Below are 19400 nucleotides of genomic sequence, written 5' to 3'. Positions count from 1 at the left end.
TTCTTTCCGCGATCGCGGAACCGGTTGCCGCTCCGGGCGGTCCCACGATTACCAGAACCGAGTCCGGGGAGGCGACCGGGATGGGCGGCGGGCACCGGCAGTTCGAGGGCACGGCGGGCGAGGGCACGGCGGGCGAGGGCGTGGACGGCGAGGAGACGGACCGGAACGCGGGCGGACGGGCGGCGCGCCGCGCACGCTGGGCGGTGGTCGCGATGGCCGGGGCGACCCTGACGGTGGTGCTCCTGACCTCGGGGGACGGCGGGTCGGGCGGGCGTTCGGCGCCGATCACGGTGGTGGTGACGACGCCCTCGGGCACGCCGACGCTCACCCTCCCGGGTCCGGTCCCGGGCTCGGGGCCGGTCGGGACGTCCGCCGCCCTCGGCCGCCCCGCCAACCCCTAGCTAGGAATTGTCGGACGACCTCGGCCAGGAATTGTCGGACGGCCTCCGGCCCAGGGCCTCGGCGAGCGCGGCGAGGAACGCGTCCGCGGTGCCCTCGTCCCGGACGGCGATCCGGAGCCAGTCCGGGCCGAGGCCGGGGAAGGTGTCGCCCCGGCGGACGGCGAAGCCGCGTTCGCGCAGCCGGTCGCGCACGGCGTCCGCGCCGGGCAGCTCGACCAGCACGAAGGAGGCCGCCGGTTCGCCGTGCACCCGGACCTCGGGGAGGGCGGCCAGGCCCTTCAGCAGGTGGTCGCGCCGGAGGCCGAGCTCGTGCGCGGCCTGCTCGGCCTCGTCCAGCGCCGCCGGGGCCGAGCAGACCTCGGCCGCGACCAGGGCCGGGGTGGAGACCGGCCAGAGCGGCTGGGCGGCGGCGAGTGCGGCGATCAGCGGGGCCGGGCCGAGCACGTAGCCGATCCGCAGCCCGGCCAGGCCCCAGGTCTTGGTGAGGCTGCGCAGGACCACCACCCGGCCCGGCAACTCCCTTGCGTCGGCCAGGGACTCGCTCTCCCCGGGCACGGTGTCCATGAACGCCTCGTCGATCACCAGGGTGCGGCCGGGCCGGGCCAGCGCGGCGACGGCGGCGGCCGGGTGGAGCACGGAGGTGGGGTTGGTGGGGTTGCCGAGCACGACCAGGTCGGACTCCTCCGGGACGGCGCCGGTGGTCAGCCGGAAGCCCTCGGCGGGGGAGAGCAGGGCGCGGTGCACCGGGTGCCCGGCGTCCCGCAGAGCGGCCTCGGGCTCGGTGAACTGGGGATGGACCACCGTGACATGACGTGGCGTCAGCACCCGGGCGAGCAGCACGAACGCCTCGGCGGCGCCGGAGGTGAGCAGTACCTCGTCCACCGGGCGGCCGTGCCGGGCGGCGACGGCGACCCGGGCGGCGGTGCCGTCGGGGTATGCGGCGAGGTCGGCGAGGGTGGTGGCGAGGCGTGTGCGCAGCCAGGCCGGGGGCGTGCCGGTGCGGACGTTGACGGCGAGGTCGACCAGGCCGGCGCCACCGTCGCGGACCTCGGCGTCGCCGTGGTGGCGCAGGTCCGGCTCGGGCGTCCCGGGTCCGGCGGGCGAGTGGGGGGTCACGGCTGCTCTCCTGCGTTCCGGGGGTGGGGGGTGCGGGCGACGGCGGCCGTCGCGGACGCGGTCTTCCGTTTGGCGACGAGGAGTTCGCCGCCGCCCGTCGCCGCCAGCGCCGCCGCCTCGGCCACGCTGACCGTGCCGACCGCCGCGCCGACGGTGCCGGACGGGGTCGGCACCCGGACGGCGGCCAGCGCCTCGGCCGGGTACTCGGCCACGGGGACGCCGAGCGCCGCCGCGGCCGTCCGGACGGCGGGGTGGCCGCCCTTGCCGGCGAGGGTCGCGAGCGCGCGGACGGTGTCGGCGGGCAGTCCGGCTCCGGCGAGGGTGTGCCGGATCAGCTCCAGCAACTCGCTCCGGGTGGCGGTCGCGCGCACGCCCACGCCGACGACGAGGCCCGGGCCGTCGGCGACGTGCTCGCCGACGAGGTGCTCGTCGACGACATGCTCGCCGGCGACGCCCGCGCCGACGACGGGCCCCGCACCGTCGACGGACCCGCCGTCGTCCGGGGCGCGCCCCGTACCGCGCACACCGTGAACACCACGCGCACCGTGCGCACCGTGCACGCCGTGAGCGCCCCGCGCGTCCTGCGCGGTCCACGCCCCCGGAGTGCTCCCGTTGCCCCGCGGGCCCGGGCCGTCGGGCAGGCCGGCCCCGTCCCGCTCCGGATCCCTCACGCCGCGCTCACCGTCCGCTCACGTCCCGCTCCTCCACGTCATCCGCCCGACACCCGCCCGAAGGCCGGACGCCGGCCGGCGCGGCCCGGCGGCCACCGGGGGCGGCCGAAATCCGCCGCTCCCCGCCCGGGCGGAATGCCGCAGGTCAGGGCGATACCGGGCGTCGGGGCCGCCGGAAATCCCACCACGCCCGCGACGGACGGGTCAATCGGGCCGAATGTGACGTTCCCCCGGCTCCGGCCGACGGCGAAGCTCGGCCACCGATCCCTGTTCGCCTGTTCTTCACCTCTCCGCCGAGGCCCGCGCCACCGGGCCGCTCCTACTGTTTGCGGCGCTCCGAAACCGCCGCCGCCCCGACCGGCGGTGCTCTCCCACCCGGCAGTACCCGGCGGCCGGGAAAGCCTGCCCTGCCCGCCGCCGTTCCCGACGCACGGAGGACACCATGCCCGAAACTCCGGACACTGTTGACATGAGCGCCACCACCCCGAGCGCCGGGGGTGCCGCCCCGAGCCGCCCCCGCCGCCGCACGCTGACCGCCTCGGCCGCCGGGCTCGGCCTCGTCGCCGGCTCGCTCGGCCTCTGGGCCGCCACCGGCACCACCGCGCAGGCCGCCGCCCTGCCGACGCCCGACCACGTGGTCGTCGTCGTCCTGGAGAACCACGCCTACACCCAGGTCATCGGCAGCTCCAGCGCGCCGTACATCAACAACACCCTCAAGGCCGGCGGCGCCACCCTCACCCAGTCCTTCGGGCTCACCCACCCCAGCGAGCCCAACTACTACCAGCTGTTCTCCGGCTCCAACCAGGGCCGCACCGACGACAGCTGCGTCTCCGTCGGCTCCATCAACAAGCCGAACCTCGCCTCCGAGCTGATCGCCGCCGGCAAGACCTGGGGCAGCTACAACGAGGGCCTGCCGAGCCAGGGCTCGACCGTCTGTTCCAGCGGCAAGTACGCGCAGAAGCACAACCCGTGGTTCGGCTTCTCCAACGTGCCGACCAACACCGCGTACACCATGACGCAGTTCCCGACGAACTACGCGACCCTGCCGAAGGTCTCCTTCGTCGTCCCGGACCTCTGCAACGACATGCACGACTGCTCGGTCGGCACCGGCGACACCTGGATCAAGAACAAGCTCGGCGCCTACGCCACCTGGGCCAAGGCCAACAACAGCCTCCTCGTCGTCACCTTCGACGAGGACAACCGCCTCTCCGGCAACCGCATCCCCACCGTCTTCTACGGCGCCCACGTCACCCCGGGCTCCACCAGCGCCACCACGTACAACCACTACAACGTGCTGCGCACCCTGGAGGACCTCGCCGGCCTGACCAGCCACGCGGGCAACGCCGCCACCGCCGCCACCATCACCGGCATCTGGAACTGACGCCCGTGTACGTCGCGGACTCCCGCAGCTCCAAGGCCCCCGTCGCCCCGGCCGAGACCCGGCCGGGGCGGCGGGAGGCCGCCGACGGCACCGGCACCGCCCACGGCACCGCCACCGCGGACGGCCGCCGCACCGCCGTCCGGGCGGCCGTCCCCGGCACCGTGGTGGTCCTGGGCGTGGTCAGCCTGGTCACCGACGTCTCGTCCGAGATGGTCAGCGCCGTCCTGCCGCTCTACCTGCTCACCGGCCTCGGCCTGTCCCCGCTCGGCTTCGGCCTGCTCGACGGCATCCAGAACGGCTTCAGCGCCGTTGTCCGCCTGCTCGGCGGCCACCTCGCCGACCGCCGGGGGCGCGACGGGGCGCCCCGGCACAAGGCCGTCGCCGCCGTCGGCTACGGGCTGTCCGCGCTCTGCAAGCCGCTGCTGCTGCTCGTCCACACAGTGCCGCTGATCGGTGCCGTGCTCGCCGCCGACCGCACCGGAAAGGGCCTGCGCACCGCCCCGCGGGACGCGATGATCTCGCTCGCCACCGAACCGGCCCACCGCGGCCGGGCGTTCGGCGTGCACCGGGCGATGGACACGGCGGGCGCGCTGCTCGGCCCGCTCACCGCCTTCCTCGTCCTGCGGCTGGCGGGCGGCCCGGTGCTCGCCGACGGCGGCCAGCAGCAGGGCTACCACGCGGTGTTCGCGGTCAGCGGCTGCGTCGCGGTGCTCGGCGTCCTGGTCCTGCTGCTGTTCGTGCCGAACCGGCTCGACGGCGCTGAACCGACCTCCGACGCCCGCCCCCGGCTGCGGGACGGGCTCGCGCTGCTGCGCATCCCCGGCCTGCGCCGGCTCACCGTGTGCGCGGTGCTGCTCGGCCTCACCACCGTCAGCGACTCGTTCCTCTACCTGCTGGTGCAGCGCCGGCTCGGCCTCTCCGTCGAGTACTTCCCGCTGCTGCCGCTCGGCACCGCGGGCGCCTTCCTGCTGCTCGCCGTGCCGCTCGGCGCGCTCGCCGACCGGATCGGCCGCCGCCGGCTGTTCCTGGCCGGGCACGGCGTCCTGCTGCTCGCCTACGGCCTGCTGCTGTCCCCGCTGGACGGCCCGGCCGTCGTGGTCTGCGTCCTGCTGCTGCACGGCTCCTTCTACGCCGCCACGGACGGCGTGCTCGCCGCCGCCGCGGCCGACACCGTCCCCGCCGCGCGGCGCGGCGCCGGCCTCGCCCTGGTCGGCACCGGGCAGGCGCTGGCCCGGTTCGCCTGCTCGCTGGCCTTCGGCGCGCTGTGGAGCGCGGTCGGCGGCACGGCTGCGCTGACCTGGTCGGCGCTGGCCCTCGCGGGCTGCGTCACCGGGGCGGCGTTCGTCCTGCGCGAGCCCGCGGCGGCTCCCGGCGGGCCCGCCGCCGACCCCACGACCGACGACTCCGAGGGGCCCTCGTGACCACCGCCACCCTCCCGAACCGCACCCGGGTGCTGATCCTGCTGGTCGCCGTCGTCCTGCTCGGCGCGGTCGGCACCGGCGCCGTGCTGTGGGCCTCGGACCGCTCCGCCGAACGCGACCGCACCCAGGTGGGCGGCCCCGTCGTCACCCGGGGCGAGGTGACCCTCAAGGACCCGGCCGCCCGGCAGCTGGTCTTCCGCAACATGGCCTGGGGCCCGCACCGCGACGAGGTCGTCACCGTCCCCGCCGGGCACCCCGACGGCCCGCGCACCTCCTCCGGCGTCCAGTGCCTGCGCTTCTACGCCGCCGCCGGCACCGGCATCTGCCTGCGGGCCGACCGGGGCGCCCTCCAGGACACCTACCGGGCCGTCGTCCTCGACGACCACCTGCGCGAACTGCGCTCCTTCCCGGCCGCCGGCATCCCCACCCGCTCCCGGGTCTCGCCCTCCGGCCACCTCGCCGCCTGGACCGTCTTCGTCAGCGGCGACTCCTACGCGGGCACCGACTTCTCCACCCGCACCTCGATCGTCGACGTCCGCGACTGGAACCTCCGGGAGAACCTGGAGGAGTTCGACGTGATCAAGGACGGCAGGCCGTACCGGGCGCCGGACATCAACGTCTGGGGCGTGACCTTCGCCGACGACAACACCTTCTACGCCACCGTCGCCACCGGCGGCCAGACCTACCTGGTCCGCGGCGACCTCGCCGCCCGCACCCTCACCACCCTGCACCAGAACGTCGAGTGCCCGTCCCTCTCCCCGGACGGCACCCGGGTCGCCTACAAGAAGCGCGTCCCCGGCGCCTCCGAGGACGCCCCCTGGCGGCTGTACGTCCTCGACCTCGCCACCATGACCGAGACCGCCACCGCCGAGCAGCGCAGCATCGACGACCAGGCCGTCTGGTCCGACGACCGCACCCTGCTCTACGCCATGCCCGGCGACTTCGGCGCCGACCTGTGGACCGTGCCCGCCGACGGCAGCGGCGCGGCCGGCCGGCTGCTGGAGGCCGCGGTGGCGCCCGCGTACCTGGGCTGAGCGGAGGGCTGAACGGAGGGCCGGAGGGAGGTCCGGGTGGACGACCGGGTGGACGGCCGGGTGGACGGCCGGGCGGCGGGTGCACGAGGGGTGATCGGGGTGGTTGGTTCCATTCGGAACTCGGAGCGTAGGGTCCAGGACGAGCAGCACGCGTGGCCGCGCCCCCTACCGGGCGGCCACGACGACGGACCGGGGGAGCGGGGAACAGTGAGGCAACGAGGGCCCGACGGCGGATCGCCGCCCGAGCGTGCGACCAGCGACTCCTGGCCGGCTCTGCACGGGCGGCCGGTGCTGCGCCGTACCGTCGCGATCGGCCTGGTGGTCTTCGTGTCGGTGCTGGCGGCCCTCGCCGTCCGCGGCGTCAACGCGCTCACCGTCGGCCGGGGCGCCATCGAGACCGACCGCGACCGCGCCGAACTGCTGGCCGGGCTGCACCCCTCCCAGCACCCGGGCGCGGGCCGCTACTACGTCCCGGTCGGCGCCGTCTACACGCGCGGGGCGGACGGCCTGCCCGTCGCCTACCTGCACTACCGGCTGGCGGGCGGGCGCGAGGTCGGCATCGGCGACTTCCTGCGCACCTACGACCTGCCCGCCCCCGGCGCGGTCGCCCCGCTGCCCGCCGACCTCACCGAGGCCTTGGGCGGCGACGAACCGGCCTCGGCACCGGAACTGGGCGCGCCGCTGCCGGCTTCGGCCTCGCCCTCCGCCTCCCCTTCCCCGTCCGCGTTGCCCACCGCGCCGCCTGCCGGGTCGCCCTCGGCCCCGCGCTCCGACTCGCCCTGGACGCCGGTCGACGAGGCGCCGACCGACGCCGCGGCCCCGGACGCCGTTGCCCCCGACGCCGACCCGGCGGACACCGACGGGCCCGCCGCCGAGGCCGCCGACCCGGAGCCCACGGAGCACATCGCCCAGGCCGTCGACCCCGCCGCCGAGCCCGGCCCCACGCCGACCCCGGCACCCGAGGACACCGAGGGTTCCCTCCTCGGCACGGACTCCACCCACAACCGGGCCCGCCGGATCTACGTCGCCCCCGACCCGGGCGGCCTCCCCGGCGCCGCCGACATCTACGTCCGCGCCACCGGCTGACGGCGCCGGGCGGTACGGTCTCCGGCGGAACCCCTGCGGGGGCGCGTCCGGAGGGAGACTGACATGATCACCCGTGACCGTCCGCAGATGAGCCTCGAAGCCTTCGAGGCGATCGCCAGGACCGCCGCCCGCCACGACGTCGTCCTGGAGTTCGTCGGCGGCGAGCTCGGGGTCCGGCCCGCGCCCGACGGCGACCGCGCCCAGATCCTCGCGTGGCTCCAGCGGGCATGCGCCCGATCGCGGCCGGACCTCTGGCTCTTCGTCCGGCAGGGCCTGCAGCTGCTCCCGCCCCACCGGGCCGGTGCCGCCCGCCCCGACGGCGCCCTCGCGCCCGCCGAGCACTTCGCCGGCCAGGGGGAGTGGGCGGACTCCCGCGGCGTCCTGCTGGTCGCGGAGGTCACTTCGTTCGACCGGCGCGCCGACGAGCGGGACCGGGTCGGCAGGCCCCGGGCGTACGCGGAGAGCGGCATCCCGATCCACCTGCTGGTCGACCGGGACACCGACACGGTCACCGTCCACAGTGAGCCGGCCGACGGCCGGTACCGCACGATCCGGAGCTACGACTACGGCGAGCGGGTCGAGCTTCCCGGTCTCGGCGTGATGCTCGACACCGAGGAACTCAAGGACTACAGCCGCTGAACCAACCCTGTTGCCGGTGTTGTCGGTTGGCCGTGCTGTACTCCCGCCATGACGCTTGAGAACAGCACGCCGCCGCCCGGCCGTTCCGCGGAGTGGGCGGCCACCCTGGCCGGGGCCTTCGGAGAGATCCTCGGCCGGCCGTTGGACGAGTACGGGGACCAGGACGCCCGCTACGGCGCCTACTACGGCGGCAATTTCCTCGACGAGGCCGAACTCGACCACGACCCGGTGTGGGTCGGCCGGGCCGCGCTCGCGGGGGAGGAGGCGGTCGCCACCGGCGACCTGCTGCTCACCCCGCCCGGTGACACCGCCGAGACCGAGTTGGTGTTCGACGCCGGCCGCTCGCTGTTCTGGGTCGACCCGCGCGAACTGCCCGACGCGCTGGCCGCGTTCGGCGCCGAGCTGGCCGACGCCGTCGCGGCCTCCGAGGACGGCCAGTGGCGCGGCGCCGTGCTCGGCGCCGACCTCGGCCGGATAGCCGGGCGCCACGGCGTCGACCTCGCCTCGGCCGACCTGCCCCGCGAGCTGTGGACGCTCTGGCAGGGCCGGATCGCCTCCGGCGACACCCTGCTCGACGCCCTCTGTGCCGCCACCGGCCTGACCGCCGCCACCTCGCCCGACCTGGTCCCGGCCGGTCTCGGCGACACCGCCGACGAGGTGGAGGAGGAGGCCCACGACCTGGTGGCCGGGGTGACCGACCCGGCCCTGCGGGACTACCTGGCGGCCTTCTGCGACGAGGAGTCCCACGACCTCGCCCTCGTGCGGTTCGCCCCGGCCGACGACGACGATGACGATGACGACCAGGACGGCGACGACGACGACTTCGACGAGGACGACTACGACGACTACGACGACTCGCAGGGCGGCACCGTCGTCGTGCGCTGGGACGGCGCGGTCGACCAGTACGAGGTCACCGTCCGCCGCCTGACCGCCTGACCGCCTGACCGTCCGCCGGTCCGTCCCGGGCCCTCCCGCGCGGAGGGCCCGGCGCCCGGCGGACGAATCCAGGGGATACAGTCGCGGGGCGAACCGATCTGCGGTGCGCGCGTGGAACCGAAGGAGCAGACCGTGGGCGAGGCCGTCTCCCCCGAGACCGGTGCCGACACCGTGGACCCCCGCCGGGGCGCGGAGCTCGCGGCACGCTGGTGGAAGTGGGCACTGTCGGCCCCGGCGGAGCGCAGCCCGGTCGGTGACACCACCGGCGAGTTCGCCGACTGGCGGCAGCCCGAGGACGTCTGGTTCCTGGCCGGCACCTACGGCGGCCGGGTGGTGCGCCGCTGCCCCATCCCCGCCGGGAAGCCGGTCTTCTTCCCGGTCTTCAACACCCAGCGACTCGCCCTCGGCCTGTCCTCCGCGCCGTGGCGGGTCGAGACCTCCGGGGCGGAGGCGACGCTGAACGGTGTCCCGCTGCGGGTGCAGGAGTTCGCGTCCAGGCGCTTCCTGGCGATGGGCATCCCGCGCGTCGCCTGGGGCCAGTGGTGCGCCCTGGACCCGCTGGCGCCCGGTCAGTACGTGCTCTCCATCAAGGCACGGGCCGGCGAGTTCTCGGTCGACACCACGTACCACCTGGACGCCGTCGCGTACTGACGGACGGCGCGCCGCTCACACCGCGGCGAGCAGGTCGCGCAGCGGGTCCGGCTCCTGCCCGGGGGCGAGGGCCCGCACCAGCAGGTGCCCGTAGCGGATCTTGCGGCCCTTCTTGGTGCCGAGGAACCGCCGCAGCCGCCCCTCGGCCGGGCGGCCCTGGTGGGCGGGCTGGCGGACGAAGGTCTGCCAGGCCGGCAGGTCGCCCTCGTCCCGGAGGATCTCCACGACCCGGTCCACGCCCAGCGCGCGGATCAACTCCTCCTCCAGGTCCGCCACACACACGAAGAACGCCTCGCCCGGCGCTCCCGCCCGGTCGAGCCCGCGCTCGTAGAAGCCCTGCTCGTTCGCGTCGCACAGCCCGGTGAGCCGCAGCCCCAGCCCGGGCGGCCCGAGCAGTTCGGCGTAGCGGGCGACGTTCATCGCTCCACCCATCGAGACGACGGACACCCCGTCCCCGGCGAGGTCCCGGCCGCGTCGCGCCGCCAGCGTCTCCACGGCCGCGAGATCGCTCGGCCCCTCCACCAGAACGGCCGTCCGCACCCCCACCCGCCCGGCCAGTTCCCCCGCGGGCCCACCGGGTCCGCCCGCCGCCCACGCCGTGATCGCGTCCCGGAACGCTGCCATGTCCGCCATGCTGCGCATTCTGCTCCGCCGGACCGCCCGGAGCCCGCCATTTTCCCCGCGTCGGCCACCGCCGCTCCGGCCGCCGGACAGACTCCGGTGCCATGAGGAGGACGGGGATCACCGGCTACGAGCCGTCGTTTCTCTTCGGGATCGACGAGGTCCGACAGGCCCACGGAGCACGGTCGGCGGCGCTCGCCGGTCGCGGCTGACCGGCTTCGCGGTGGTCCGCTTCGGCGACGACTACTTGCGGATCATGAACGGCCTCGACGAGAACCACATCGAACTCGGCCCGGCCGCCCCGGAGTACGTCCGGTACCAGTTGCAGCGTCCGGAGCAGGAAGTCGGCCGGGCCGACTTCCTGCCGCCCCGGTCACGCTCCCGCCATGGCGGCCCCGTGCCGCTGCCGGGCGGCAACGCGGCCGCCCGGTTCACCGCCCGCCGTGGCGACGCCGCGCGGCCACGGCGGGAGCGCCCTGAAGCTGTGCCGTGGCTGTGGCTGTGGCTGTAGCCGCCACAGCCGCCGACGCCCCGTCCCGGTCTCCTGTGTCGTGAGCCCCTCACGACGCAGGAGACCGTCGTGCCACCAGCACTTTGCAAAGCCGTCGGCGACTTTGCAAAGTCGCCGACCCTTGCTCTGAGGCACTTTGCAAAGTCACTGATGACTTTGCAAAGTGCTCTCAGGGGAGGTGGCCCGGAGGGCAGCCGCTGTGGAGTGGAGCAGGAAGTCGGCGCGTCCGACGTCCTGCTCCACGGAGGCCGCTCCCGCCTCTCCCACCGGGACCGCCGGGGCCGTCAGCTGTAGGCGAGGCGTTCGATCTCGAAGAGCTGGGCGGCGCCGATCCGGCTCTCCTCCAGGGAGATCAGCCAGTCCAGCAGCTCCGGTCCGGCGTGCAGTTCGTCGCGGAAGCCGAGGCGGAGGTCGGCGAGCCCCGGGGGTGCGAGCCAGTGGTCGAGGGCGTCGTCGAAGTGGCGGTCGGCCGCCTCGGTCCGGGTCCCGGCCCAGACGGCGAGCCAGCGCGAGAGGCTTCCGGTGCTGACGGCGACGGTCTCCGAGACATCGGTGGCGCCTTCGTGGCCGGGGTACTCGTGCAGGGTAGAGCGCCACCAGGCGTCCCAGACCTCTTCCAGCGCCTGCTGTTGGGCGGGCGCCCAGTCCCGCCAACCCGCCGCGAGCAACCGGGAGGCGATCATCCCGAAGCCGCTGTGCAGCCGGCCCGTGGTCAGGAGGCGGACGATCCGGGGTGTCGTCCGGTATTACAGGGCGGGGAAGTCGGCCCAGTGGTCGGTTGCTTCGAAGGCGACGGAGTGGACCAGGTCGTCCGGCAGCAGGTGCGCGGGCCCCGCGAGGGCTTCCAGCTCGGCGACGGTGTAGCAGTGGGTGCAGCCGCCGATGGCGAACGGGGCTTCGGGGGCAGCGCGAAGGCGGTGTCGAGCGCGTCGAGCGCGGCGCGGAGCTGCTGGGAGGGTGTGGTCACGGGGGCACCTGCCGGGGGACCTCGTCCGGCCTGCCGGAGAAGGGGACGACGCTGTCACGCGGCCTGAGACGGCTGTCGTGGACGGAGTTCGTGCAGGAAGCGGGAAGTCGGTGGGGCTGACTTCCCGCGGGAGTATCGGCTACAGGTACGCGGCCGGTACTTCCACGCGCACGAGCGTCCTTCCGGATGCCCGGGCACGCCCGCCCGGCGCGGCACGAACTGCTGCCGGCCGATCGTCGGCGGGGATGATGGGTCCTGTGATCGGTCGGGTGAAGAGGTGGCGCGAGGCCAGGGCCGCCGAGCGGGCAGCGCGGTTCGTGGAGGAGTCCGTCGTCCTGGAGGCGCCGGGCGACCAGTCGTTGTGGGTGGTCTTCGAGCCGATGGGCAGCCTGTACGAGCTGCCGCCCGGCGAGAGTCTGACGGTCCGCTTCCGGGCGCGGGCGGAGGAGGGGTACGGCCTTGTGCGCAAGGACGACTACGTCTCGGTCAGCGCGGGGTCGGGCTGGATGACGGCGTGGACCTCGGCGGGTGCGGAGGTCGACATCGACACGGGGTGTCCCGAGTTCGAGTGACCGGGAGCGGGAAGTCGGAGCCGCCGACTTCCCGCTCCGACTACTCCGACTGCTCCGACCGGGCCGCCGCACCCGCCGTGATCAGCCGGTGCATGACGGCCGGCGGGATCGCCGGGTTGGTGGCGGCGTCCTCGGCAGTGGCCGGGTCCCGGAGCAGGGCGGCCAGCAGGGCCGGGGGGAGGGCCGGGTGGCGGTGGGCGGCGCGGCGGACCTCGGGGTCGGGGTCGTGGGCGAGCCGTTCGGCAAGGGCGGCGTCGGACGCCGGGTCGTCGAGGGCGAGCATCCGCAGGCGCGGGTGAGGGTCGTCGGCGAAGCGCAGCAGGCCGTGGCGGGGGAAGTTGGGGTGGTCGCGCGGACCGGCGGGGAAGGAACGGGTGCCGTCCCAGCCGTCCGCCCAGAGGTCGAGCAGCAGCCAGGACGGGGCGTCGCCGCAGGACTCGGTGAGGAACAGTCGGACGGCGAAGTCCTCGTCACGTGCCAGGAGTTCGGCGACATCGGCGGGGAGCCGGGGCGCCCGGGCGACGCTGCGGCGGATCCAGAGGCTCGACGAGGAGGCCAACTGCCGCATGGCGTCGGGGTCGTCGAACAGAGCGGCGACCCACCACAGGCCGTAGGTGCGGTCCCGGGGGTCGATGTCCGGAACGGCGTCGGCCAGTTCGGCGATCTCCGCCGGGGTCGCGGGCGGCCGGGCGTCGGTGTCCGGCGCGGGGGCGACGCCCCGCCACTGCCGGGGCCGGCGTTCGCGGAGCGCGGCCGCGTCCGCCGCGAGTTCCGTCAGCAGGGCGTGCTCCGGCCCGCCGGCCCGGGCGGCGAGCAGCCGTTCCCACTGGGCGGCCGAGAGGCGTCCGCTGTCGGCGGCCCGGCCCCACACCCGGCGGTCGGGGTGGTCCACCGCCGCGTCCAGGACGGCGGACGGCAGGTCGGCGCGGTGGAGGAGGAGCTCCGGCCGACCGGCGTCCAGGAGCCGGACGAGGACGTCGTCCGGCGCGGCCGGGTTGCGGCCGAGCCCCCGCACCCATGCCTTCCCGAGCGCGGCGGACGGCGCGGGCCCTTCGAGGAGCGCCGCCCAGGGGTCCTGCTGATGATCCATTCCCGCAGGGTAGTGCGCGCGGGAAGTCGGCCGGTCCGACTTCCCGCGCGGGCACCGGGCACCCGGCGGCCCCGGGATCAGTCGAGGACGGCGAAGGCCTCGATCTCCACCAGGTGCTCGGGCACGTCCAGGGCCGCCACGCCGAGCATGGTGGCCGGCGGGGCGGCGGTGGTCCCGAGTTTCGCCGTCGCCCGCGCGATGCCGTCCAGGAGCTGCGGCATCTTCTCGGGTGCCCAGTCCACGACGTGCACGTTCAGCTTCACGACGTCCGCGAAGCCGGCCCCGGCGGAAGCCAGGGCGGTGGCGACGTTGAGGTAGCACTGTTCGACCTGGGCGGCGAGGTCGCCCGCGCCGACGGTCGCGCCGTCGGCGTCCCAGGAGACCTGCCCGGCGACGTAGACCGTTCGCGAGCCGGAGGCGACGGCCACCTGGTGGTAGACGTCGATCACGGGCAGTCCCTCGGGGTTCGACAGGGTGATGGCCATGGTGGCTCCGCTCTCCTCGTGCTCTCTTGCGGTGACTCGATCACCGTAGGAGAGTGGCCGTTGACGTGGAAGAACGCACTTTTCGGTGACTGGGGAACCTCAAGGTGAGCAAGCAGGTCAACGGCTCGGCGAAGGACAGGGCCGACGCGATGCGGGCGGACTCCCTCGCGCGGGAGATCTTCTCGGACATCGCCAACAAGTGGGCGCTGCTGATCGTCGAGGCGGTCGGGGACGGCACCCTGCGCTTCACCGAGCTGCGCCGGGAGGTCGACGGCATCAGCCACAAGATGCTCACCCAGAACCTGCGCCTCCTGGAGCGCAACGGCCTGGTGGAGCGCACGGTGCACCCGACGGTGCCGCCGCGCGTCGAGTACACCCTCACCGGGCCGGGCCGGGCCCTGCGCGCCACGGTGGACGCCATGTGCGACTGGACGCACCGGCACCTCGACGCCATCGAGTCGGCCCGGCACCGCTTCGACGGCGAGGCCGGGGACACCCCCTAGGGTCGCCGTCCCGCCCGTCGGCGGGTGAGGTGGCGGAGCACCGGGGTCAGGTAGTCGGCGTGCGGGCCGGGCAGGCCCGGGAGGTCGGCGGGGGAGCGGACGAAGGCCAGCTCGACCAACTCCCGTTCCGGGGGCGCCAGGGCGGTGAAGCGCTCGCGCAGCGCGGCCTCGGGGAGGGGTGGGGCGAGGAAGAGCACGCCGACGCTGCCGTACTGGCCCCGGGTGACGGCCCGGAGTTCCAACTCGGTGGGGGAGGTGGTGACTCCGGTCTCCTCGGCCAGTTCGCGGACGGCGTTGCGGCGCAGCGCGGTGAGGTCGAGGCGCTCGCCGTCGGGCGGGGGTTCGACGGAGCCGCCGGGGAACTGCCAGCGTCCGGGGGCGGCGGTGGTGGGGGACATCCGGCCGACGAGCAGGCGGCCGTCGTCGGTGGTCTGGAGGACGCTGACGGAGAGGGACGCGGTGGGGGCGGTGGCGGAGGGGACGCGGCGCAGGGCGTAGTGGCGGTAGGTGACGCGGGACCAGGAGACGTGGAGTTCGCCGGGTCTGGGCCAGGAGGTGTCGGCGCAGGCGACGGCGGGTCCGTCGAAGAGAGTGGGATTGGCGAGGACCATGGTCGCCCAGACCTGGTCCCGGGCGTGCCGTTCCTCGACGGTGAGGCGAGGGGCGGCGACCTCGGCGAGCCGGATCCGGCGCACGCCGAGGACTTCGGCGAGCGGTGGGGGCGGGGGTGGCGGCGGCGTGGCTGCGGCGGGCATCCGCCTATCGAAGCAGGACCGGCGGGCGCGGGTCAGCCGGACGCGGCGAGGGGCTAGAGGATGTCGAACTCGTCGTGCTTGACGGCGGTGACGAAGGCGCGCCAGGCGTCCGGGGGGAAGAGGAGGGCGGGGCCGGCGGGGTCCTTGGAGTGTCGGACGGGGACGAGGTCAGGGTGGTCGTCGGCGATCTCGACACACTCGCCGCCTTGGCCGCTGTAGCTGCTCTTCCGCCACGACATGGTCCAGGAGTTCCCTTCTGTAGGCCTGGGATCCACGGTAGGTGAAGGGAAACTCGGGGGACAGAGGGCGTCCGGGCGGGGTAGGACTGCCGGGTGGAGTTGAGGACGACGGTGCACCGGGTTCGGCACGGTGGTGAGGAGTACCGGGTGGTGAAGGCCGTCCCGAGGTCGGGACGGGCTGTGCTGTTCCGGAAGGAACGGTCGCTCGACATGTTCGTGGACCTGGGGGGCGCGCGGAGTCTCGCGGTGGCCTGGGGGTTGGCGGCGCGGTCCCGGCGGTCGCTGGTGTACGTGCCGCTGCGGGCGGAGCGGGAGGGGCCGGGCGGGCTGCCGGGGTGGTTCCGTGCGCCGGTGGTGGACCTCGTGCTGGTGCAGGGCGGCTTGGGATTTCCCGTGTCGCGGTGGAAGGCGGTGCGGGCGGGGTTGGGGGCGGGCCGGTCGCAGGTGATGGAGATTCCGGAGACGGACTTCTCGGGGGAGAAGGAGCCGGAGGACTGGCGGCGGGACGAGTTGAGGTTCGGGTTCGCCGCCGAGACGTTGTTCCTGACCGGGAGTGCGGAGGCGTTCCGGTGGACGGGGGCGCAGGTGCACTCGCTGGTGCGGGAGGGTCCGGCTCGCGCGCTGGCGGGGACTCCGTGGTCGCCGTACGACAGTGTGATGCTGCATCACGCCGGGGATCTGACGGCGAAGGGTCCGGTGAAGGGGCCCGGCGTTCTGAACATCGAGTACGCGCACGGGTGGAGAGCGGGATGAGCCCCGACCGGTTCGGCGGTCGGGGCTCATCGGTGGTTCCAGGGTTCAGATGACGCCGAACTCGCCGGCCTGGACGGCGGCGACGAAGGCGCGCCAGGCGTCGAGGTGAAAGACAAGAGCCGGGCCCTGGGGATCCTTCGAGTCGCGGACAGGCATGATGCCGGTGCAGCCGTCAGCGACCTCGACGCATCCGCCCTGGCCATTGCTGTAGGTGCTCTTGCGCCACTGGGCACCGCTGAGGTCAACGGCCATGATCCTCGAAGTCCTTCCGTACTTTGCGGATGAAGGCCAGCGACGCTCCTCGGGAGAGCGACTCGACCTGGAGCCGATCGTAGCTGCTCACCCATCCGGCTACCGTTTCGGCGTCGCGTTCAAGATACCCACGCTGGAGGGTCTCGGTGTAGCCGATCACTCGTCGATCGGGAAGTGTGAGCAGAGCGAGCGGATAGTTGAGGGGCCTGTCCTCACCGAGTTCCAATGGGGCGACCTGGAGAACGTTTGTGGGCTTCTCCGCCAGTGCTTCCAGGTGCAACAGCTGCTCGATCATCACGGCAGGGCCGCCGATGGGCCTGAGTAGGCATGTGGCATCAAGGACAGCCTGGAGCGTTGGAGGGCGGGGCTCGGACAGGCGAATCTGTCGGGTATGGAGGAAGGCCAGTCGCTCGGTCGCTTGCACTGGGGTTGAGGCTCCTTGGCGCACCGCAGCCATCTCGTATGCCTCGGCGTAGGATTGAACCTGGAGCAGTCCTGGCACAACTCCGATCTCGAACAGCCGTATGGCGGTGGCGCGGGCCTCGTGTTCGGCGAACTCCGGGAAACCTTCGATGAGCAGGCTGTGCTTGAGTTGATCTAGCATCAATTCAAGTGTTCCGCCGGTGTCGAGCGCACGATCAGCCTCCTGTACGAGCCGACGGCTCGGAGGTTCTACGCCTCGTTCAATCCGTGAGATGTACGACGCCGAAAAGCTGATCATCTGACCAAGCTCGGTCTGGGTGATTCCCCTGGCGTTTCGTGACCTGCGGAGTTGGACCCCCAGTGCAGCGCTTGGGGATGACGCTGGATCGAGCTCGCGTTGGTTCATGGATCCCCCAATTGAACCTAAATCAATTCGCCAGTTCTGCGGCTTCCGATCGTAGCTCCTCGAGCTCCACCATGGATACGGGTCGTAGTGATCCAAACGCACAGTGCAACCAGTGGAGCCCCCATGCCCGTCTACACCCCTGCCGTCGGCGAGATCGTCCGTGACCTCGCGCACCTCGACACCTCCGGCAAGCCCCTCGAAGCCGTCTACATGGACACCCTCGCCGGGCTCGTCTACCTCCGCCACGAGGCGGGCGGCTGCGAGTGGACCACCAAGCCCAACCGCGTCCAGGCCCTCCCCACCCCCCGTTTCCTCACCGTCCAGCACCCCAGCCGGCCCCGCATCGCCGACGTGGCGTGAACCGCTCCCTGCGGCTCGTCCTCGCAGCCCTCGGCGTCCCCACCCTCAGCGCCCTCGCCGCCGCCCTCGTCTGCTGGCCCATCCGCCACGGACCCCTCGCACCCCGACTCCTCATCTTCGGGCTGATCCTCGCCACCGGGATCAGCGCCGGACTCCCCGCCTGCCTCACCTGGCTCACCCCCAAGAACCCCGACGCCGAGAACTGACCACCCCCAGGAGCCCCACCGTGCTGCACCTCCTCCCTTCCCTCCTCACCACGCCGCCCCGCCGACGCCACAACCACCACGCCCTGATCCTCAACCGGGACGGCGCCCTCCTCGCCATCGGCACCACCCACCAGTCCGGCCTCGTCCTGCCCGGCGGACCCGCCGAGGCCGACGAACTCCCCCACCACGCCGCCCGCCGCCACACCGACACCCAGACGGGCCTGGTCCTCCCCCTCCGCAAGATCCTCGCCACCGACCACATCCCCGGCCGACTCCTCCCCGAGGCCCTCCACTTCGTCCACTGGGGCGGGCGCCTCAGTCCCGCCCAGGAATCCACCGTCGCCCGCCACCGACCGCCCCACACCGTCACGGCCGTCCACTGGCTCCACCGCGCCCAACTCGCCGACGCCATGCACCCCGACCACCACCGCCGCACCACCCACGCCCTCGACGCCCTCACCCGCGGCGCCCACCTCCCCCTCCTCCTCCACGGCACCCCCGCCGAATAGCCCGATCCTCACCGGCCGGTGGTCCTCCGTGCCGTCGAAACCCCGGGTGCGCCACAGAACAACCTCGGCGCCGGTGGCCTCGCCCGGCTGCGCCACCGGCTGGGGTGGCGCCCCGGGGTGCGGTGCGGCGGTTCTCGGGCCGCCGCACCGCACCCCGCTCCCGGTCGGCCGGGGCAGTCGCTCAGCCGCAGAACTCGGCCTCCGCGAGCTTGCGTTCGCCCGTCGCCCAGTCGGCGTTGGTGTTGAACGAGGCGGTGTGCCGTCCGTCGCGGGTGGTCAGGGCCACCGTCGACGAGCCGTGGATGCCGCCGGTGTGGCCCCACGCGGTGACCCCGCAGCTGAGTTTCACGCTGCCGATGCCCAGGCCGGGGCCGCCGGCGGCGGGGACCATCTCGTCCATCTCGGCCTGCGGCAGCAGGCGCCCCTGCATCAGGGCGGAGTAGAAGCGGTTCAGGTCGGCGGTGGTGGAGATCATCTCCCCGGCCGCGCCGCCCCAGGAGGGGTTGAGTTCGGTGGTCTCCACCGGTGTCGCGGAGCCGCCGAACAGGGTGGAGTAGCCGACCGCGTGCGGCCGGGGCAGGCCGGCGGCGGTGCCGGGCAGGCTGGTCGCGCGGAGGCCGAGCGGCCGGAGGATCCGCTGCTCGATCTCCTGGCCGTACGGGTGCCCGGTCACCTTGGCGATGATCATCCCGGCCAGGACGAAGTTGGTGTTGGAGTACGAGCGGGACGTTCCCGGCGCGAACAGCGGCGGGTGGGAGACGGCGGTGCGCACCAGGTCCTCGGGCCGGTAGGTGTCGTAGCGGTGCTTCAGGAAGTCGGGGCTCGCGAGCCGCTGGATCATCAGCGGGTCCTCGTCGTAGGAGAACAGTCCGCTGGTGTGCCCGAGCAGGTGCCGGACGGTGATCGCCGACCCGTCGTTCCCGTTGCCCTGCACCACGCCCGGGAGCCAGCGCTCCACCGGGTCGTCCAGGCCGAGCCGCCCCTCGGCCTTGAGCTGGAGCACCACGGTCGCGGTGAAGGTCTTCGTGAGGCTCCCGATCCTGAACCGCTCCTGCGGCGACCGGGGCCGTCCGGTCGCCCCGTCGGCGACACCGACGGCCGCCGACCAGTTTCCGCCGTCCTCCCGGACACCGGCTATCGTCCCGGGCAGTGTCTCGTCCCGGAGGAGTTGCGCCATCGTCGCCCGGGTCGCGCTGTGCGATCCGTGCGAACCGTGTTCGCCGTGCCCGCCGGCCGCCGCGGCCGACGTCACCGTGCCCGCCGTCACCGCGGTGGCCATCGCCATCGCGCCGAGTCCGCGCCGAAGCGCTCTGTGCCGAGCCATACCGACCTCCATGGGTCCGAATCGCCCGCCCCCCGCTGATGTCTCCAACGGCCTTGCCCCAGGCGATAGTTCCTGCCCGGACGGACCG

At 73.9% G+C, this 19400-nt stretch carries 26 protein-coding genes; 15 read left to right on the top strand and 11 right to left on the bottom strand.

Features of this window, described 5'->3' with window-relative positions; all coding sequences use genetic code 11:
- Positions 1–80: 80 nt before the first annotated feature.
- Positions 81–401, top strand: a complete 321-nt coding sequence (locus ACIPYS_RS13710) for a hypothetical protein (RefSeq protein ID WP_400746027.1) — start codon at positions 81–83, stop codon at positions 399–401.
- Here the strand turns inward: ACIPYS_RS13710 and cobC are convergent, their stop codons facing one another.
- Together cobC and ACIPYS_RS13700 are read right to left on the bottom strand one after the other, a co-directional pair.
- The gene (cobC, locus tag ACIPYS_RS13705; RefSeq protein ID WP_400746026.1) at positions 402–1517 is read right to left on the bottom strand and encodes an Rv2231c family pyridoxal phosphate-dependent protein CobC; all 1116 of its coding nucleotides are present in this window, start codon (positions 1515–1517) and stop codon (positions 402–404) included.
- On the bottom strand, positions 1514–2041 hold the full coding sequence (locus ACIPYS_RS13700; RefSeq protein ID WP_400746025.1) for a cobalamin biosynthesis protein: 528 nt from the start codon (positions 2039–2041) through the stop codon (positions 1514–1516). Before ACIPYS_RS13700 ends, cobC begins: the two co-directional genes overlap by 4 nt.
- A 616-nt stretch (positions 2042–2657) precedes the next feature.
- Between ACIPYS_RS13700 and ACIPYS_RS13695 the strand changes: the two genes are divergently transcribed.
- From ACIPYS_RS13695 to ACIPYS_RS13665, 7 genes are all read left to right on the top strand, one after another.
- Positions 2658–3569, top strand: a complete 912-nt coding sequence (locus ACIPYS_RS13695) for an alkaline phosphatase family protein (protein ID WP_400746023.1) — start codon at positions 2658–2660, stop codon at positions 3567–3569.
- Between the two features lie 5 nt (positions 3570–3574).
- Positions 3575–4990, top strand: a complete 1416-nt coding sequence (locus ACIPYS_RS13690; protein ID WP_400746021.1) for an MFS transporter — start codon at positions 3575–3577, stop codon at positions 4988–4990.
- Complete coding sequence (locus ACIPYS_RS13685; protein ID WP_400746019.1) at positions 4987–6024, top strand: TolB family protein; 1038 nt, start codon at positions 4987–4989, stop codon at positions 6022–6024. The genes ACIPYS_RS13690 and ACIPYS_RS13685 overlap by 4 nt, the downstream gene beginning before the upstream one ends.
- Before the next feature lie 207 nt (positions 6025–6231).
- Positions 6232–7110, top strand: coding sequence for a hypothetical protein (locus tag ACIPYS_RS13680; RefSeq protein ID WP_400746017.1), 879 nt, complete (start codon positions 6232–6234; stop codon positions 7108–7110).
- Between the two features lie 63 nt (positions 7111–7173).
- Positions 7174–7749: a Uma2 family endonuclease gene (locus tag ACIPYS_RS13675; RefSeq protein WP_400746015.1), complete on the top strand. Its 576-nt coding sequence runs from the start codon at positions 7174–7176 to the stop codon at positions 7747–7749.
- A 48-nt stretch (positions 7750–7797) separates the two neighbouring features.
- Positions 7798–8685: a hypothetical protein gene (locus tag ACIPYS_RS13670; RefSeq protein ID WP_400746013.1), complete on the top strand. Its 888-nt coding sequence runs from the start codon at positions 7798–7800 to the stop codon at positions 8683–8685.
- A 111-nt stretch (positions 8686–8796) separates the two neighbouring features.
- The gene (locus ACIPYS_RS13665; RefSeq protein WP_231978531.1) at positions 8797–9336 is read left to right on the top strand and encodes a hypothetical protein; all 540 of its coding nucleotides are present in this window, start codon (positions 8797–8799) and stop codon (positions 9334–9336) included.
- Positions 9337–9351: 15 nt separating this feature from the next.
- Here ACIPYS_RS13665 and ACIPYS_RS13660 read toward each other — a convergent pair whose 3' ends face one another.
- Positions 9352–9969, bottom strand: coding sequence for a TOPRIM nucleotidyl transferase/hydrolase domain-containing protein (locus tag ACIPYS_RS13660; protein WP_400746011.1), 618 nt, complete (start codon positions 9967–9969; stop codon positions 9352–9354).
- 211 nt (positions 9970–10180) lie between these two features.
- Between ACIPYS_RS13660 and ACIPYS_RS13655 the strand changes: the two genes are divergently transcribed.
- Positions 10181–10468, top strand: a complete 288-nt coding sequence (locus tag ACIPYS_RS13655) for a hypothetical protein (RefSeq protein WP_400746009.1) — start codon at positions 10181–10183, stop codon at positions 10466–10468.
- Between the two features lie 284 nt (positions 10469–10752).
- On the opposite strand, the gene ACIPYS_RS13650 is transcribed toward ACIPYS_RS13655, so the two are convergent.
- Positions 10753–11151 carry a hypothetical protein gene (locus tag ACIPYS_RS13650; protein ID WP_400746007.1) on the bottom strand — a complete coding sequence of 133 codons (399 nt, stop codon included), beginning with the start codon at positions 11149–11151 and terminating at the stop codon, positions 10753–10755.
- Between the two features lie 541 nt (positions 11152–11692).
- Between ACIPYS_RS13650 and ACIPYS_RS13645 the strand changes: the two genes are divergently transcribed.
- Positions 11693–12007: a hypothetical protein gene (locus ACIPYS_RS13645; RefSeq protein WP_400746005.1), complete on the top strand. Its 315-nt coding sequence runs from the start codon at positions 11693–11695 to the stop codon at positions 12005–12007.
- Positions 12008–12047: 40 nt separating this feature from the next.
- Here ACIPYS_RS13645 and ACIPYS_RS13640 read toward each other — a convergent pair whose 3' ends face one another.
- Complete coding sequence (locus ACIPYS_RS13640) at positions 12048–13097, bottom strand: hypothetical protein (protein WP_400746003.1); 1050 nt, start codon at positions 13095–13097, stop codon at positions 12048–12050.
- A gap of 77 nt (positions 13098–13174) precedes the next feature.
- Positions 13175–13582, bottom strand: coding sequence for a RidA family protein (locus tag ACIPYS_RS13635; protein ID WP_400746001.1), 408 nt, complete (start codon positions 13580–13582; stop codon positions 13175–13177).
- Positions 13583–13731: 149 nt separating this feature from the next.
- Here ACIPYS_RS13635 and ACIPYS_RS13630 point away from each other — a divergent pair, with 149 nt between their 5' ends.
- Positions 13732–14085: a helix-turn-helix domain-containing protein gene (locus ACIPYS_RS13630; RefSeq protein ID WP_093864821.1), complete on the top strand. Its 354-nt coding sequence runs from the start codon at positions 13732–13734 to the stop codon at positions 14083–14085.
- On the opposite strand, the gene ACIPYS_RS13625 is transcribed toward ACIPYS_RS13630, so the two are convergent.
- Both ACIPYS_RS13625 and ACIPYS_RS13620 read right to left on the bottom strand, forming a co-directional pair.
- Complete coding sequence (locus ACIPYS_RS13625) at positions 14082–14840, bottom strand: NUDIX hydrolase (RefSeq protein WP_400745999.1); 759 nt, start codon at positions 14838–14840, stop codon at positions 14082–14084. The genes ACIPYS_RS13630 and ACIPYS_RS13625 overlap by 4 nt on opposite strands.
- A gap of 53 nt (positions 14841–14893) precedes the next feature.
- Positions 14894–15079, bottom strand: a complete 186-nt coding sequence (locus ACIPYS_RS13620) for a DUF397 domain-containing protein (protein ID WP_400745997.1) — start codon at positions 15077–15079, stop codon at positions 14894–14896.
- Between the two features lie 147 nt (positions 15080–15226).
- Between ACIPYS_RS13620 and ACIPYS_RS13615 the strand changes: the two genes are divergently transcribed.
- Positions 15227–15832 carry a hypothetical protein gene (locus ACIPYS_RS13615; RefSeq protein ID WP_400745995.1) on the top strand — a complete coding sequence of 202 codons (606 nt, stop codon included), beginning with the start codon at positions 15227–15229 and terminating at the stop codon, positions 15830–15832.
- Between the two features lie 45 nt (positions 15833–15877).
- On the opposite strand, the gene ACIPYS_RS13610 is transcribed toward ACIPYS_RS13615, so the two are convergent.
- A complete protein-coding gene (locus ACIPYS_RS13610; protein WP_400745993.1) occupies positions 15878–16084 on the bottom strand; it encodes a DUF397 domain-containing protein in 207 nt (68 codons plus the stop codon).
- On the bottom strand, positions 16074–16913 hold the full coding sequence (locus ACIPYS_RS13605; RefSeq protein WP_400745991.1) for a helix-turn-helix domain-containing protein: 840 nt from the start codon (positions 16911–16913) through the stop codon (positions 16074–16076). The genes ACIPYS_RS13610 and ACIPYS_RS13605 overlap by 11 nt, the downstream gene beginning before the upstream one ends.
- A gap of 123 nt (positions 16914–17036) precedes the next feature.
- On the opposite strand from ACIPYS_RS13605, the gene ACIPYS_RS13600 reads away from it, so the two are divergent.
- Genes ACIPYS_RS13600 through ACIPYS_RS13590 form a run of 3 tightly spaced genes read left to right on the top strand, consistent with a single transcriptional unit; the run spans position 17037 to position 17988 of the window.
- Entirely contained in the window at positions 17037–17273 is a 237-nt protein-coding gene (locus ACIPYS_RS13600) for a hypothetical protein (protein WP_400745989.1), read from the top strand.
- Complete coding sequence (locus ACIPYS_RS13595) at positions 17270–17479, top strand: hypothetical protein (RefSeq protein ID WP_400745987.1); 210 nt, start codon at positions 17270–17272, stop codon at positions 17477–17479. The genes ACIPYS_RS13600 and ACIPYS_RS13595 overlap by 4 nt, the downstream gene beginning before the upstream one ends.
- A 20-nt stretch (positions 17480–17499) precedes the next feature.
- Positions 17500–17988: an NUDIX domain-containing protein gene (locus ACIPYS_RS13590; protein WP_400745985.1), complete on the top strand. Its 489-nt coding sequence runs from the start codon at positions 17500–17502 to the stop codon at positions 17986–17988.
- A gap of 181 nt (positions 17989–18169) precedes the next feature.
- On the opposite strand, the gene ACIPYS_RS13585 is transcribed toward ACIPYS_RS13590, so the two are convergent.
- On the bottom strand, positions 18170–19312 hold the full coding sequence (locus tag ACIPYS_RS13585) for a serine hydrolase domain-containing protein (protein WP_400745983.1): 1143 nt from the start codon (positions 19310–19312) through the stop codon (positions 18170–18172).
- Positions 19313–19400: the final 88 nt, after the last annotated feature.

The sequence above is a fragment of the Kitasatospora sp. NPDC089913 genome (assembly GCF_044748625.1).
Classification (GTDB): Bacteria; Actinomycetota; Actinomycetes; order Streptomycetales; family Streptomycetaceae; genus Kitasatospora.
This window is presented reverse-complemented; position numbering and strand designations above follow the sequence as displayed.